This window comes from Natrinema gelatinilyticum (genome assembly GCF_024266705.1).
GTDB classification, from domain to species: Archaea; Halobacteriota; Halobacteria; order Halobacteriales; family Natrialbaceae; genus Natrinema; species Natrinema gelatinilyticum.
Genome location: NZ_CP100756.1, coordinates 3,243,259 through 3,258,188 on the forward strand (window position 1 = coordinate 3,243,259; position 14,930 = coordinate 3,258,188).

Annotated in this window: 15 protein-coding genes; 7 read left to right on the forward strand and 8 right to left on the reverse strand. The window is 62.4% G+C overall.

Annotated elements, in window-relative coordinates:
- Positions 1 to 223: 223 nt before the first annotated feature.
- From NJU76_RS15885 to trmB, 6 genes are all read right to left on the reverse strand, one after another.
- Complete coding sequence (locus NJU76_RS15885; RefSeq protein ID WP_254530341.1) at positions 224 to 1,306, reverse strand: Gfo/Idh/MocA family protein; 1,083 nt, start codon at positions 1,304 to 1,306, stop codon at positions 224 to 226.
- Positions 1,307 to 1,517: 211 nt separating this feature from the next.
- Positions 1,518 to 2,705 carry an ABC transporter ATP-binding protein gene (locus NJU76_RS15890; RefSeq protein WP_254530342.1) on the reverse strand — a complete coding sequence of 396 codons (1,188 nt, stop codon included), beginning with the start codon at positions 2,703 to 2,705 and terminating at the stop codon, positions 1,518 to 1,520.
- 4 nt (positions 2,706 to 2,709) lie between these two features.
- The gene (locus NJU76_RS15895) at positions 2,710 to 3,753 is read right to left on the reverse strand and encodes a carbohydrate ABC transporter permease (RefSeq protein ID WP_254530343.1); all 1,044 of its coding nucleotides are present in this window, start codon (positions 3,751 to 3,753) and stop codon (positions 2,710 to 2,712) included.
- Complete coding sequence (locus NJU76_RS15900) at positions 3,750 to 4,811, reverse strand: carbohydrate ABC transporter permease (protein ID WP_254530344.1); 1,062 nt, start codon at positions 4,809 to 4,811, stop codon at positions 3,750 to 3,752. Before NJU76_RS15900 ends, NJU76_RS15895 begins: the two co-directional genes overlap by 4 nt.
- Complete coding sequence (locus tag NJU76_RS15905) at positions 4,801 to 6,270, reverse strand: extracellular solute-binding protein (RefSeq protein ID WP_254530345.1); 1,470 nt, start codon at positions 6,268 to 6,270, stop codon at positions 4,801 to 4,803. The genes NJU76_RS15900 and NJU76_RS15905 overlap by 11 nt, the downstream gene beginning before the upstream one ends.
- Positions 6,271 to 6,564: 294 nt before the next feature.
- On the reverse strand, positions 6,565 to 7,632 hold the full coding sequence (gene trmB, locus NJU76_RS15910) for an HTH-type sugar sensing transcriptional regulator TrmB (protein WP_254530346.1): 1,068 nt from the start codon (positions 7,630 to 7,632) through the stop codon (positions 6,565 to 6,567).
- Between the two features lie 140 nt (positions 7,633 to 7,772).
- On the opposite strand from trmB, the gene NJU76_RS15915 reads away from it, so the two are divergent.
- On the forward strand, positions 7,773 to 8,774 hold the full coding sequence (locus NJU76_RS15915) for a mechanosensitive ion channel family protein (RefSeq protein WP_254530347.1): 1,002 nt from the start codon (positions 7,773 to 7,775) through the stop codon (positions 8,772 to 8,774).
- Between the two features lie 120 nt (positions 8,775 to 8,894).
- Complete coding sequence (locus tag NJU76_RS15920) at positions 8,895 to 9,338, forward strand: universal stress protein (RefSeq protein ID WP_254530348.1); 444 nt, start codon at positions 8,895 to 8,897, stop codon at positions 9,336 to 9,338.
- Between the two features lie 394 nt (positions 9,339 to 9,732).
- On the opposite strand, the gene NJU76_RS15925 is transcribed toward NJU76_RS15920, so the two are convergent.
- The gene (locus tag NJU76_RS15925; RefSeq protein ID WP_254530349.1) at positions 9,733 to 10,143 is read right to left on the reverse strand and encodes a universal stress protein; all 411 of its coding nucleotides are present in this window, start codon (positions 10,141 to 10,143) and stop codon (positions 9,733 to 9,735) included.
- 188 nt (positions 10,144 to 10,331) lie between these two features.
- On the opposite strand from NJU76_RS15925, the gene NJU76_RS15930 reads away from it, so the two are divergent.
- Both NJU76_RS15930 and NJU76_RS15935 read left to right on the forward strand, forming a co-directional pair.
- Positions 10,332 to 10,571, forward strand: a complete 240-nt coding sequence (locus NJU76_RS15930) for a DUF5816 domain-containing protein (protein WP_254530350.1) — start codon at positions 10,332 to 10,334, stop codon at positions 10,569 to 10,571.
- A 214-nt stretch (positions 10,572 to 10,785) separates the two neighbouring features.
- The gene (locus NJU76_RS15935; RefSeq protein ID WP_254532484.1) at positions 10,786 to 11,094 is read left to right on the forward strand and encodes a DUF7116 family protein; all 309 of its coding nucleotides are present in this window, start codon (positions 10,786 to 10,788) and stop codon (positions 11,092 to 11,094) included.
- A 37-nt stretch (positions 11,095 to 11,131) separates the two neighbouring features.
- On the opposite strand, the gene NJU76_RS15940 is transcribed toward NJU76_RS15935, so the two are convergent.
- A complete protein-coding gene (locus NJU76_RS15940) occupies positions 11,132 to 12,343 on the reverse strand; it encodes a pyridoxal-phosphate-dependent aminotransferase family protein (RefSeq protein ID WP_254530351.1) in 1,212 nt (403 codons plus the stop codon).
- A 197-nt stretch (positions 12,344 to 12,540) separates the two neighbouring features.
- Between NJU76_RS15940 and NJU76_RS15945 the strand changes: the two genes are divergently transcribed.
- The 3 genes from NJU76_RS15945 to NJU76_RS15955 all read left to right on the forward strand — a co-directional run bounded on the left by NJU76_RS15945 (position 12,541) and on the right by NJU76_RS15955 (position 14,885).
- The gene (locus NJU76_RS15945; RefSeq protein WP_254530352.1) at positions 12,541 to 13,530 is read left to right on the forward strand and encodes a metal-dependent hydrolase; all 990 of its coding nucleotides are present in this window, start codon (positions 12,541 to 12,543) and stop codon (positions 13,528 to 13,530) included.
- An 85-nt stretch (positions 13,531 to 13,615) separates the two neighbouring features.
- Positions 13,616 to 14,233 carry a hypothetical protein gene (locus NJU76_RS15950; protein ID WP_254530353.1) on the forward strand — a complete coding sequence of 206 codons (618 nt, stop codon included), beginning with the start codon at positions 13,616 to 13,618 and terminating at the stop codon, positions 14,231 to 14,233.
- Complete coding sequence (locus NJU76_RS15955; RefSeq protein ID WP_254530354.1) at positions 14,226 to 14,885, forward strand: DUF2238 domain-containing protein; 660 nt, start codon at positions 14,226 to 14,228, stop codon at positions 14,883 to 14,885. Before NJU76_RS15950 ends, NJU76_RS15955 begins: the two co-directional genes overlap by 8 nt.
- Positions 14,886 to 14,930 lie beyond the last annotated feature (45 nt).

The following is a 14,930-nucleotide window of genomic DNA, read 5'->3' on the forward strand; positions in this document are numbered from 1 at the left end:
AGCTGGCCGAGCGCCTCGGGGTCGTTCGAAAATCGGATATTTTCGTGACTGAGCGGAGCGACGCTCCGCGAGGTCTGCGAGACCGAGGGTCTCGGGTGATGACGAGACGCGAAGCGTCTCGAACCACGTGATCCGAGGTGGTTCACACGATCGGTCGGCAGACTGCGCTGAGACGACCGTTCCTCGAGCACTGTCCCCGGACCGCCTCGAACGGCACTCGCTGTCATTCGATCGGCGCTCGATCGTCGATCGTGATCGTGTGTCCTTTTTCGCTCGACTCGTAGATGGCTCCAATAACCGATTGAACGGTGAGGGCTTCGTCGATGGTGCCGTCGCCGTCTCCGTTACCCACTATCTGATCGAAAAACGCCCGCTGTTCGTCCGAATGGGTGTCGTTGTGACGCGTTTCGATGGTCGTATCCTCGAGGTGATCGGCGCCGGCTTTGCTCGCCGAGTAGACGGAGAGATCCCCCTCGAGGAGGTCGAACCGGGCCGCTGCGTCGGTTCCGCGAGCGATAAATTCGTGAGTCGCCGGCCGGTTCGTCGCCCACGCAACCTCGAGCGAAATCGTCCGGTTTCCCGCACAGCGGATGAACGCGGTGGCGGAGTCGTCGACGTCGAACCCCTCCGGTCCCGCGTCGTCGGCCCACATCTCGAGGTACGCGTACTCTTCCCTGTCGCCGAATTCGCTGCGAGTAACGCCGTTTACCTCTTCCACGGGAGGGTAGCCGAGTAGATACAGCGCGAGATCGATGGCGTGGACCCCGAGATCGATGAGCGCGCCGCCGCCGGCGATGTTTCTGCGGGTGAACCACGATCCTCGTCCTGGGATTCCTCGTCGACGGACGTAGTTCGCCTCGATGTGCGTAACGTCCCCAAGAGTACCTCGCTCGATCCGATTTTTGACGATTCGCACGGTGTTGGCGAATCGATTGTTGAACCCCACCATCGAGACCCCGTCGGATTCCGCTGCCGCGTCGGCGATCCGCTGTGCGCTCTCGGTCGAATGCCCCAGTGGCTTCTCGAGCAAGACGTGGAGGTTGCGTTCGAACGCGTCGACCGCATACTCCTCGTGGTACTTGTTCGGCGTCGTGATGATGACGGCGTTGATGGTGTCGTATAGCTCGTCGTGGTCGTCGTAGACGTCGACGTCGTACCGTCGGGCAAATCGCGTTCGCGCCTCGGCGGAGACGTCCATTCCACCGGCGAGCGTCACGCCGAGTTCGACGAGTCGCTCGGCGTGGTACTGTCCGATGTTGCCGAGGCCGACGATGCCGGCTTTAATATCGGATCGCGTATCTATCATCTCTATTTCATTGTGGTAGGTCCCATCGTTCGTCTCGTTTCGGCCCGGTACACCCATAGCCGCTATATTGAATAGTTCGGCTCGAGCACCTTTTGTCCGTCGCCTAACCCGGGCAGCGTCGGTCCGTCGGCAATCCCCATCGACCACGCCGAAATGGGCGAAAATGGCCGAAAAATCCGAGGTTGATATATTTATAACCCGTCATCTATGTTCAACTGTCAGCCTCTGTCGGAGTCGGGCCAGACCCGCGTTCCGAGAGATCGGTGACACCGTGGACGAGCGCGTCACCGGTGGCCGTCTCGAAGAGGTGGATTTTCGATCGATCGAGGACGACCTCGACATCCTGTTCCGCCTCGATATCCGTATCGGGGGTAACGCTCATCAGTAATTGGTCCGGCGACGTAGAGGGGTCTTCTTCCATCGACCCCGCCGCGGCCTCGGATAGCAACAAGTAGACGAAGATCTCGTCTCCCATCGGTTCGAGCACGTCGGTGCGGGCGTCGATCGGGGCCGTCACCGAAGCGAGGGAATCCGCCTCCTGGGACAGGTGAACGTCCTCCGGTCTGATCCCCAGCGTGACGGTGTCGCCGACCGTTACACCGGGTACACTGGTCGAATCGAGATCGACGGTGAAGTTGGTCGTTTCGAGGCCGCCCTCGACGAGTTCACCCTCGACGAAGTTCATCGACGGTGACCCGATGAAGCCGGCGACGAACAGGTTCGCCGGCTCGTTATAGCAGGTCAGCGGCGGGTCGATCTGCTGAAGCCTCCCTTCGTTCAGGACGGCGATCCGGTTCGACATCGTCATTGCCTCGGCCTGGTCGTGCGTGACGTAGATGACCGTCGTCCCCAGTTCCCGGTGAAGCCGCTGGAGTTCGGTCCGCATGTGGACCCGAAGCTTCGCGTCCAGGTTGGCCAACGGCTCGTCCATCAGGAAGACGTCGGGATTGCGCACGATCGAACGAGCGATCGCGACCCGTTGGCGCTGCCCGCCGGACAGTTCGTCGGGCATCCGTTCGAGCATTCCCTCGAGTTGGACGACGTCGGCGGCCTGCTCGACGCGCCGACGGACCTCCTCGTCGTCGTACTTCCGGAGGCGCAGCCCGAACGAGATGTTATCGTAGACGTTCATGTGCGGGAACAGCGCGATGTTCTGGAAGACCATCGCGACACCTCGATCCTTCGGTGCGAGGTTGGTTACGTCGTCCTCACCGATGTACACTCGGCCCTCGGTCGGCTGCGTGAGTCCCGCGACGGCTTCCATCGTCGTCGACTTGCCACAGCCCGACGGGCCAACGAATGTGACGAATTCGCCGTCTTCGATCTCCATACTCACGTCGTCGACTGCGGTGACGTCTTCGTAGCGTTTCGTGATGTTCTCGAGTCGTACTCGTGCCATTGTGTTACTCTTTGAGTGCGCCAGCGGTGAGTCCGCTGACGATCTTTTCCTGTGCGATGACCACGAGAATCGCGACCGGGATGACCCCGATGATGCTCGACGCGGCCATGAGATTGTACAACACCTGGTATTGTCCCTGATAGGCGAGGATGCCGTCGAGTATCGGCGCCCAGTTTTCGGGCTGCCCGTCCGTCATCAGGAACGAGAAGAAGAACTCGTTGTAGACCGCGATGAAGGTCAGGACGCCCGCGGTCGCGACGCCGGGCGCCGACAGCGGAATGATGACCCGAAACAGCGCGCCCAGCCGGGTCGTCCCCTCGACGCGCGCCGCGTCCTCTAAGCCGTCGGGAATCTGGGCATAGAACGTCGTCAGAATGAAGATCGCCAGCGGCATGAAGATCGCCGACAGCGGCGTTACGAGGGCGAACGGCGTGTTGTAGAGTGTCCCGTCACCGGTGATGGGTCTGAGGAGCGCGAACGAGGTGTTGAAGAGGTCGTTCAACGGGATGAAGAACGCGGCCGGTGGGAAGAACGATATCACCAGTACGAGCAGCATGAGCGGTGTTCGGCCCGGGAAATCGAGGCGGCCGAACGCGTACCCGGCGAGACTGGCGATGACCAGGACGACGATGGTCGAGCCCAGCGCGATCACGAAACTGTTGAACATGTAGACGTGGAAGGGGATGACCTGGAAGACCTCGATGAACGCCCCTGGGTTGAAGCCGTTCGGCGTCAAGAAGATGTTCTCGAGCTGGCCTTCAGGTGTCAGCGCGACCATCAGCAGCCAGTAGAACGGGAACAACGTCGTAAACAGGAAGAAGATCGCCGCGACGTAGAACATCGCCCGGTAGACCCGTTCGGGGTGGGAGATCGAGTTCGCGACCCACTGCTGGAACGGGCCGCGGTCGAGTTCAGCCTCGCGGTCGTCCTCGAGGATTGTCGTCCCGCCGTCGGGACGGCGGAGCGTCGGATCTCGCGTCGATTCGCGATCGGTGCTTGCAGAACCGGTGGAGTTCGTCGGGTCGGTGGTGTCTTTCGGATCGGTCACGAATACATCCCTCCTTCTGTGTCGCGAAAGAGCAGTACGTACGTCGAGATGATCAGGCCGATGACGAGCGCTGTCGCAAACGCCACGGCGGCGGCCGTCGCGTAGATGCGGGTACCGCCGAACATCGCTTCGACGACCAGACACGTAAGCGACGGGACGGTCGTACAGCCGGCTGTCGATTCGATCAGTCCGAACACGCGCATCGCGTCCATCGTTCGGAACAGCATCGCGACCAGTAGCGCCGGCATCACCAGCGGGAGCGTGATCATTTTAAACCGCTGCCACGGGGTGGCCCCTGCCACGCGCGCGACGTCGTACAGACTTCGATCGACGCTCTGGAGTCCGGCGAGGATCAGTAGCGCCATGAACGCCGACGACTTCCAGATGTCGGCCACGAGGATGATGATGAAGGCGTCTTGGCTGTTGGCCAGCGGCGTTCCGCTGAAGATCCCGAGGCTCTGCATGAGGTTCGCCCCGAATCCGACCGTCGGCTGGAACAGCAGGAAGAAGATCATCCCCTGGATGACGATCGGCACCGCCCACGGGAGGATGATCGCCACGCGGACCCAGCGCCGGCCCCGGAAGTCCTGGTTGAGCACGTAGGCCTGTCCGAATCCGATCACCGTCTCGATCGTGACGCTTATGACCGCGAACGCGAGCGTGACGAACAGCGCCTGCTGGAAGAACGGCGTGCCGAGTTCGATAAAGGGAAACGACGACGACAGCCCCACGTCGAGGAACTGCCGCGCCAGTCGAGCGTTTCCAGCGAGGATATCGACGTAGTTCTCGAGGCCGACGAACCCGCCCAGCGGGTCCATTCCGCGAGTCTGATTGGCGCGAAGCGACATGATGAACGTCCGGATCATCGGATAGAACGCGATCAGCGTCAGCAACGCGAACGCCGGCAACAACAGTAGGTACGCGTAGGCCGCTTCACTTAAGTTCTCCATCCAGTTGGTCACGACGTTTCCCGTCCGCTCGTGCTCTCGGCCGCGTCCGGTCTCGCCGCCCGTCACAGTCCCGCCGTCGGTCGCCGCCTCGTCGGTCTCAGTTGCCATTCGTTTGCACCTCCGATTCGCTCTGTTCGAGTTCCTGTGCAAGTTCGTTCATCGCCTCTTCAGGGGATTGTACGCCGCGATACGCCCCGTTCACGGCCTGGTAGATCAGCGCTGACTGTTCGGGCCAGAGGTCGGTCGCCGGCCGCGGAATCGCGTTCTCGCTCGCCGACTGGACCACGTCGGCGTACCGGGCGACGGGGCCGACGTCGTCCGGGCTGGCCTCGGCGACTAGCTCGAGGTTTGGCGGGAGGAATCCGCCCAGTTCGAAGACCGTGAGCATAACGTCCTCGTTGGCGAACGCCTCGAGGACCTGCAGTGCTTCCTCCTGGCGCTCCGAAAACGGGCTCACAGCGAGGTTCCAGCCGCCCAGCGCAGCGGCGGTGCCCCCGACGTCCTCGTACTGGGCCTCCTGCCGGGAGACTGCGAAGGGCCGGGTCATCACGCCGAGATCTTCGCCGAAGACATCCTCAACGCCCGTCGATGCGATCGCGTACGACCAGTTCCGATTCGAGATCGCCTGGCCGTCGGCGAACGGTGCCAGCGACTGCTGCTCGGTCCACTGGACGATCGCCGCCGGACAGATCTGGGGGTAGCCGTCCAACGTGTTTCGCTCTTCGCCCTCGATGAACGATCGCATCATCCGAATGGCGTCGATGACCCGTTCCCCGTCGACGGTGATCGGCCGCTCGCCAGCGGTGAACAGGTTGTCCACGCCGCCGTAGTACGCTCCGCCCCAGGTCGTCATCACCTCGTTGAACGTACAACAGGAGAGTCCCTCGTACGCGGCCGCCTGCGTCGTGAGGCCGTAGTTGAGCCCAGCCTGGTCCCTCGCGTCGCGGACCGCCGACGCGAACTCCTCCCAGGGCGGCGGGTTCGTCCCCCAGCCGCTGGTATCGTACCCGGCGTCCTCGATCAGGTCCTGACGGTACAGGGTGAACCCCAGGTCCGGGAACAGAGGCAGGGCGTGGAGGTCGCCGGTCTGGGGATCGCGCGCCGTCTCGAGTATCGCTTCGAGATAGTTGTCGTTCACATACTGGAGGACGTCGTCCGGAAACTCCTCGCTCAGGTTGATCGTCTGGTTCCGGAGGATGAACGGGACCGTCCACCCGCTGTCCATCATGTGGATGTCCGGCGGGGCACGACCTGCCTCGAGCGCCGACTGTGCCGTCTGCATCCGCGATGCGGAGTCGCTGACGACCGTCTGGATCTCGACGCGGATGTCCTCGTCGAGGCCCGCGTCCCACAGCGCCTTCTGGATCGAGGGCTGATCGCCCTCGCTGTGCATGATCCCCGCGACGTCTGAGGCGGCCGTCATCACCACTGTCCCCGGCTTCCGTCCCCGGCTGAGGCAACCGGCGACCGTGGCGACCCCGCCTGCCGTGGATACCGATGCGGTCTTCAGGAACGACCGGCGCCCGAGGCGCGGTCGATCATTTTGACCGGCTGTATCGCGACCCATGACCATTGGTCAGTCCACGTTGTGCGACTTAATTGTTGGTAATAAATAACATAATAAAAGTAGACTGTCGAGATTTCGGACGGGTTATGACGTGCCTGTCGATGGGCTCTCCGGATGTCGTAGTCCTCGCTCTAACGCCAGTACAGCGTCGCCAGCGCGCGATTGGCTATCGATGAACGTCGGGTGGCAGCTGCCAGCAAACGACCAATGAGTCGCCGGATAGAAACGAATCAGATCATTACTCCGTCCAGATCCGAATCGGCAGCCGATATCGACCGCATCGGCAACCGGAGATCAGTCGTCCTCGAGCCTTGGGGGCCTGTTCCGTCCAATGTGTATCTCGTGGGCTTCGACGTCCTCGAGGGCCGCGACCCGGCCGCCGACGGAAACTTCGTCGCCGTCGTCCGTTTCGATCGTGAGGCTTGCGATTTCTTCGCTAATCTCGAAGGAGATATCCCGGACTCGTCCGCGAACGATGCGCTGACCCCCGATCTCGACGTCCCGTCCCTCGATCGTCGCATAGAACTCGCCGCCTTCGTCGATGAGATCCTTCACGCACCGGCGGATGGAGGCGTACTTTCGGGGATAGGATCGAACGGTGTCGTCTTCGCCGAGCGTTCGTTCGGCGGTCGTCCAGAGGACGGTGCCGAAAAAGCCGGAGATGAGAAAGCCTAACGCCGACCGGTTGAAGATGACGCCGTACCGGTCCTGATCGTCACGCAATGCATCCTGGGTCGCGTACATCGAGTAATTGCCGTCGGCGACGGCAATGACGGGCGTCGTAATCCCGCGCCGGGCACGTGCGGTGGACGCGACCTCGCCGTAGTCGAACTCCGATGGATCCGGGGCCTCGTTCGCGGGCGTCACGATCAGATCGATGCTTACGCCGGATTCGACGGCCGCGCGCAACTCTGCCTCGAATCGAGTCAGTAGGTCCGGCGTAAGCGACAGTGCGAGCTCGAACTCCGCGCCATCGATGACCTCCTCGAGATAGCGAAGGATCGTCGATCGAGACTTGACCAGTGAAACGGCTTCCGTATCGCGTGCAGGCGCGGTGTAGCGAGCCTCGAGTTCCCGGATCATCTGTTCGAAGGAGGTCTGGACGTCGTCGAAGGACTCGGCGGGATCGATTGCTACGACCTTCATGGGGCGAGATTCCCGGAGTTCGACCAGGCCGCGATCGCTCAGGCTCCGAACGGTGTCGTACACGCGGGGCTGGGGGATTTCCGTCCGGTCAGCGATCTCACTGGCTGTGAGCTGGCCCTGTTCTAATACGGTGAGATAGGCGTCGATCTCGTATTCGCCAAGATTGAACCGATCCCCGACACGCTCGACGGTCGAGCGAAGTTCGTCTGGTGCCATGCCCGACGCTACGTTCCCACAGGCTAAATGATTTATTATATACCGAGTAGCATCTATTTACGAAATCAGGTTGTTATCGGGACGGGCGCCCGAAACAGAGGGTCAGAACTCTTAACCACTCCGGGCCAGAGAGTGATGCCATGCCCAGGGTCCTCCAGGCCAACGAGAGTTCGAGGGTCGAAACTATCCAGGGCCAGGTCCCTGACCCGATTCCACCGGAAGTGGTCGAAATGGTTCTCGCGCTTCTGGTTCTCGCCGTCGGCTGGTATCTCTCGAAACTGGTCGTTCGAATCGCCGGTCGCACAGTCGCGCGACGGATCGAGCGGCCGAGCGTCACGCGGTCCGTCCTGCGTGGTCTCCGGGTTGCCGTCCTCCTGTGGGCCGGTGTCATCGCGGCCGGCATCATCGGTGTCGGCAACACGCAGATCCTCCTGTCGGTGACTGTCATCTCGGCCGTGATCGCGATCGTCCTCGCGCCAATAGTCGCCAGCCTGATCAACGGTCTCTACGTGCTGGCCGACCGGCCCTACGAGATCGGCGACATGATCGAAGTCTCAGACGCCGGACACCGCGGATTCGTCGAGGACATCACGATCCGGTATACCAAGATCTTCACCCTCCAGAATTCCTTCATTGTCATCCCCAACTCCGAGATACATGCACGCGACGTCATCAATTACTCCGCGGAGGACGAACGGACCCGGATATCGGTCGGCTTCGAGATAACCTACGAAAGCGACCTCGAGGCTGCTCGGCGGGCCACAGAACGGGCCGCTCGCAGCGTCGACGAGGTCATCTCCGGCGGCCCGGATATTCGAATCGGCAGCGCCCGGTACGCTGCCGCGCCGACCTGCGTTATCCGGGAGTACGCTGACCACGGCATCCTCCTCGACGTTCACTTCTGGATGCGACATCCGTACAAAGAGGTCGTCGTCCGATCCGCGGTCCAGGAAGCTATCGGCGAGCGCTTCGCCGATCTCGACGTCGAATTCGCGTATCCGCACCGTCACCACGTCTTCGACGAGACCAGCGGGGTCGCGCGACTCGCCGTCGACGATTCCGGCTTCGACCGGTCGATCACTGATGCGCCGGTCGAGCCCGCCGATACGGACGAGACCTCGACGGACCCGGTCGATCGATAAACCGCGTCACTGATGGCTGCATCTCGTGTCGGTTTGGGGGACGCCGCTATTCCGTTCCGTGAGCCGACACTGTGGGGGCGATTTATACAGGCCCCGGACCAAGTCGAAGCCGGTCGAGAGATGTACGACGACGTTCTCATTCCCACCGACGGAAGCGACACGATTTCCGAGACGCTCGCCCACGGGTTGCCGATCGCAGCGGACAACAACGCGAGGGTCCACGCGCTCTACGTAGTCGACAGCCGTATCACCACCGCCGCCGACGAAGAGACCAGCACTGACCTCCAGCGCACGCTCGAGGACGAAGGACAGCAGTCCGTTTCCGACGTCGAAGAGCGAGCGGTCGCTGACGGTCTCGAAACCGTCAGCGAGGTCCGTACTGGAACGCCCGCGAAGACGATTCTCGAGTACGCCGACGAGCAGGGGATCGACCTGATCGTGATCGGCACGCGGGGGAAAAGTCCTCGCGAGAAGGTAACCTCGCTGGGAAGCGTCTCAGAGCGGGTCGTCGACAACGCGTCAGTTCCAGTGTTCGTCGTTCGAAACGCGGGCGACTCCGAGTAACGACGGCTCAGCCCCGTCACGAACCGGTCGTCGTTCTGGTTCTCGAGTGCAGGTCGATTTCGCGCGAACGAGCGGAGCGTGAGTAGGACTGCCCCGTGTACGTGTCGTTATGGGGGTTCGAGACGAAAGCTCGCCGTTTACTGGAGTGCAAGGAGAATGCCCCGAGGCTTGACCTCGGGGATGAATCCGACGAAGAACGACGGCGTGTGAGTATCAACGAGTATCTCCGAATCCCCCCATAGATAGGAGCAACAGCTTGGTGGCTCGGCCTGAAGCAATCGACTTTGACGGCTCCAAACCTGACGCTCACAACGCAGAAGTCTTCGCAGTCGTCGGGTTCCGCCTGGCTGCTCGAGCGATCTTCGATCCCTCGCTGGTCACGGCGGAGAGGATGTCAAACGTGTGCGCTTTCGACCGTGATGACTTCACAGTCGAGGTGGGTTCGTAGATAGCGGTCGATATCGGGGTTATCCGTTAGGCGCTGGAAGATCCGCCGTAGGCGACTGGCCTGCTTGTTTCCGATGACCACGGCGTCGGCACCCTCCGCGGCGACTTCGTCGAGGATGCTCTCTTCGACGAGAAAGCCAGTCCGGACGACGTAGCGTGCGTTTTCGAGCCGTCCAAACGTCTCCTCGACGGCGTTTTTCAGGTCGATCCGCGTCACCTTTTTGCCGCTCTGGTAGAGGTCGACGTGCAGGACCGTTAAGTCCGCGTCTCGCTCGCGAGCAACTTCGATTGCCTCCTCGAGCGTTCGACGAGAGTGTTTGGTTAACGGATACCGAACGGGAACCACGACCAGCGACATTGGCCGTTCGAACGAGACCTGGCCGGGTAAACCTTTCAGTACGGACAGTCAACACTGCGAACCTGTCTCACACGGGGGCGTACTACTCGTCATCGCTCGACGGGCCACGCTGATCGCACCGGCCGTTCTCGGCCTCGATGCTGATCCGGAAAGACAGTCATTTACCGCGAGCACCAATACGGTAGGGCATGCAAACCAGGTCGACCGAGGGCGGCGATACCGTCTACATCTCGGAGACGAACGGCGACATGGGTTCGAAAGGGCCGTTTTTCGTCGCCTACGAAACCCCAGATTTCGACCGCCGATACGGGTGGTTCTGTACGAACTGCGAGAGCCTCGATAATGCGATGGACGCGATGGGCCGGATCAAGTGCAACCGGTGTGGAAACTTTCGCAAGCCGACCGAGTGGGACGCCGCTCACGAATAATCGCAATCACAATCTGCGAATTGGAACGCGGGAGCGAACGACGGCGGCACCTATAATAGCCAATTACTGATTGCAAACTTATACCACTAGACCTCTTACTAATCAAATACGTGACACGGTTTTCGGATACGTGGGACGTAAGCTGTTGTTCTCATTACGTACCAACATTTATAGTGGTCGCCAACATAGATGACACCGAATGGGTCCTGTTAACATGCGTCTCGTCGAACAGGCCAGGTCGATTTTCGCGGACCTGGGCTACACCGTCGAAGGTAACGGCCCCGAGTTTCGCGCTGAACGAGCATGGAAAGTTGTCCACGTCAATACCGTCCTCGAGTCGGGGGACGTCCCGTCATCGTCATCGGGGCAGTTCCATTGTTTTGTCGCCGAACCCGACGATGCAAACGATCTCGAGGCCCGACTCGAGCGATCCGAGCCGAGCTATGAGTGGGCGATCATTGTCGTCGATGGGGAGGACTATCAGGTCGAACGAGCCCCACCAGGACCGCGAGTCTCGGCATAAAAAATCAGTCCGCCCGCCAAATAGCAGTCCGGTCCCGTTACTTTTCCAGCGCGCGTCGCGTCGCAGTCACGCCAGTGCCCGGATCGACGTCCGCTCCCATCGACTCGAGGACGTCACCGAGGGCCGTCACGACGTAGATCACGTTTTCCGGCCGCGCGGAGTGTCCCATACAGCCGATTCTGAAAATTTCGCCGGCGAGGTCGCCGAGGCCGCCCGCAATCTCGAGATCGTACTGCTCGAGGAGCTGGTCGCAGACCGCCCCGTCGTCGACCCCGTGGGGGACGCGGACGGCGTTCAAACTTGGCAACCAGTACTCGTCGGAGGCGTTCATTTCGAGCCCCATCGCTTCGACGCCGGCCTTCAACGCGCCGGCGAGTCGTTCGTGGCGATTCCAGCGGTTCTCGATCCCTTCCTCGGCGACGAGCCGCAGGGCCTCTCGGATCGCGTAGACGTTAGTGATCGGCGCCGTGTGATGGTACGCTCGTTCGTCACCCCAGTAGCCCTCGAGGAGCGAGAGATCGAGATACCACGACCGCGGGTCCTCGTCGCGTGAGAGCACCTTCTCCATCGCCTCGTCCGAGAGGGTGAGCGGACTCGCACCTGGCGGACAGGAGAGACACTTCTGCGGGCCCGAGTAGGCGACGTCGATGTTCCAGTCGTCGACCCGAAGCTCGACGCCGCCCAACGAGGTGACGCTATCGGCGATAACGAGCGCGTCCTGGTCGTGGGCCGCGGCGGTTAGTTCGGGGACGTCGGGCTGAAGAACGCCCGTACTCGTCTCGGCGTGGACGAACCCAAACACGTCTGGGTCGTGTTCGGCCAATGCGTCCGCCACGTCGTCGGAATCGAGTGGGTCGCCCCAGGGTGCGTCGACTTCGACTACCGTTCCACCGGCTCGGCGAGCCATCGATGCCATCCGACCACCGAAGTAGCCGTTCGTCGGGACGAGCATCGTGTCCCCCGGTTCGACGACGTTTCCAATCGCAGCTTCCATGGCGGCCGAGCCGGTCCCGGAGACCGGGATCGTCCACTGGTTGTCCGTTCGGAACGTGTATCGCAACAGGTCCTGAACCTCGTTCATAATCTCGATAAACGAGGGATCGAGGTGTCCGACGAGCGGCGTGCTCATCGCCCGGAGGACGCGCGGATTGACGTCGCTCGGTCCCGGCCCCATAAGGGTTCGATCGGGCGGTGTAAGTTCGCCAACTGCTGGCGCTCGAGCCGTCTCGGCCTGCGGTTCCTGAGCCATAGGCGTGTGCTCGCGTGCCACTTGCAAAGATGTACCGGCATCGGCGAACTAACAGCCAGCGTCGGTATCGCGTTCGCCGCCCAATTTCGATTTCGCGGCGCTGAACGCGCTCTCGTCGGTCCGGGTATCGTCCTGTGCACTACTATCATTCGCCGCTTCGAGTCGCTTAAGGGCACTCGTTACGTACTCGAGATCCCGTGTTTATCGGTCATGCACTCTTCGCGTTCGCCGTCGCCGCACTCGTCGCCCAGTGGCGTGGCTGGGATCGTCGTCCGGCGCTCCTCGTCGGCGTCGTCGCGGGCGCGTTCGCTGCAGTTCCGGACATCGACGTCGCGTACGCGCTCGTCGGCCTCACGGATGCCGTATCCGGAACGGTCGGCGTCCCGACGGCGTTCTGGGCCGCGAGCCGAGAGGTTCACCGCTCGGTCACCCACTCGCTGGTCGTCGGCGCGGTCGCAGCGCCAGCGTTTGGCCTCCTCGCAGCCCGCGACCCGGGTCGCGTCTGGCTCGCCCGTGGCGCGGGCAGTGCCCTACTCGGTGTGCTCGTCGCGGTCGCGTTCGTCGACGGCGGTCCCATCGCCGCGTTCGTCATGGGGTTGTTCGCTGCCACCGGCAGTCTCGTCGCCGTCGGGGTCGCCCGCGAGACTCCGCTCTCCGCGCCGGCCATCGCTGTTGCAGCACTCTGGGGACTCTGGTCGCACCCGTGGGGGGATCTCGTCACCGGCGCGCCGCCGGACTGGTTTTTCCCGTTCGGTTCGTCGATCCTCGAGTCGCGGGTCGTGCTTCATAGCGACCCGACGCTGCATCTGCTGGGCGCATTCGCCATCGAACTCGCCACGGTCTGGCTTGCACTGGTCGCGGTCTGTCGGCTGACCGATCGATCGATCGTTGCCACCGTCAACCGCCGAGCGGCCGTTGGTGCGGCCTACGGCGTCGCCGCGCTCGCAGTGACGCCGCCGACGCTCGAGGTCTCGTATCACTTCGTCTACTCTATCCTCGGTGTCGGCGTTCTCTGTGGGGCCGTACGAGGACCACCGACGCCGACGGTCGACCGATTACGTGACCGCTACGTCAGACGACCGTCGTTCGATGAAACGCTCGAGGTTTCGCTCACCACGATGATGGCGGTAACGCTCGCGCTCGCCGCGTACGCTACGGTGTACGTTTTCGTCGTCGTACCGACGTAGGACCCGCCGCGTCCGCTCGGACCCCGGACGACTGTTTCGCGACCGGCCACATACGTTTTTGTGAGAACGCTCAGTACGATTCACCGTGTCCCAGACTACGCTCGAGGGGCTGATCGCCGACGGTCGAACCAACGCGACGGTCGCGTGGGTGCTGATCGTAGTTATCGGCGGAATCGGCCTCGCGGAACTGCTGACCGGCGGGATCCTGTGGATGACGTTCGCAGCGACCCTCGTGGCCCTGGCGGTTCTCCCACCGGTCGCGTTTCGGTCGGCGCACGCGATGCTTCCCTGGGAGGTCCTCCTGTTGGCAGCCCTCCCTGTGCTTGGTATGGCCATCAACGCCGATCGACTCACCGGTCACTTCGCCGCGTATCTCTCGGTCGCGGCTATCGCGCTCGTTCTCGCCGTCGAACTCCACTCGTTTACGACCGTTCGAATGACTCCCAGCTTCGCCGTGGTCCTCGTCATCGTCGGAACGATGGCCGCGGCGGGGCTGTGGGCGCTGCTGCGATGGAGCGCCGAAAAGACGCTCGGTATTCCGTTTATGGCCGGCCACGACGCAGTGATGTGGGAATTCGTCTACTCCGCCCTCGCTGGACTCGGTGCTGGCGTCGTCTTCGAACTCTACTTTAGACGACTCGCCCGTCCCGAACAGCGCCTTCCGGAGGACGCCCAGCCGGCCTCAGAGGTGCGCGATGCGTAGTCTGGCGCGCTGGCTTCCGTCCCCGCGTCGCCAGCGCCAGCTCACCTATCTCATGGAAGTTGGATTGGTCGGTATGCTGTTCGTCGGGGTCGACCGCGGTAACGCCGGGATCGTGATCAACACCGCCGTGGCTCTGGCCGTCACCCAGCTCCCGGCGGTCCTCGAGCGCGACTACGAGATTCCGATGGATCCCCGTCTCACGCTGTGGATCACGACCGCAGTCTTCCTCCACGCGTTCGGTGTCGTCGGTCTACCCGGTGGTACCACGACGCTCTACACCGATATCTGGTGGTGGGATCACCTGACGCACGCGCTGTCGGCGTCGCTCGTCGCCGCAGCGGGGTACGCCACCGTGCGCGCGTTCGACGAACACGCCGACGGCGTGCACCTCCCCCAGCGGTTCGTGGCGGTGTTCATTCTGCTTTTCGTCCTCGCGTTCGGCGTCCTCTGGGAGATACTCGAGTTCGCCATCGCGCTGTCGGCCGATACGTTCGGGATCGACGCCGTCCTCACGCAGTACGGACTCGGCGACACGATGCTCGATTTCGTCTTCAACTCGATCGGCGCGCTCCTCGTCGCGCTCTGGGGTGGCGCCTACCTCACCGACGTCTCGGGAGCGATCCGCGAACGCTTCGACTCACGAACCGATTGACGTTCTCCGAGCAAGACGCATCCGAAGCGCCGGCCGTTGAGTTCC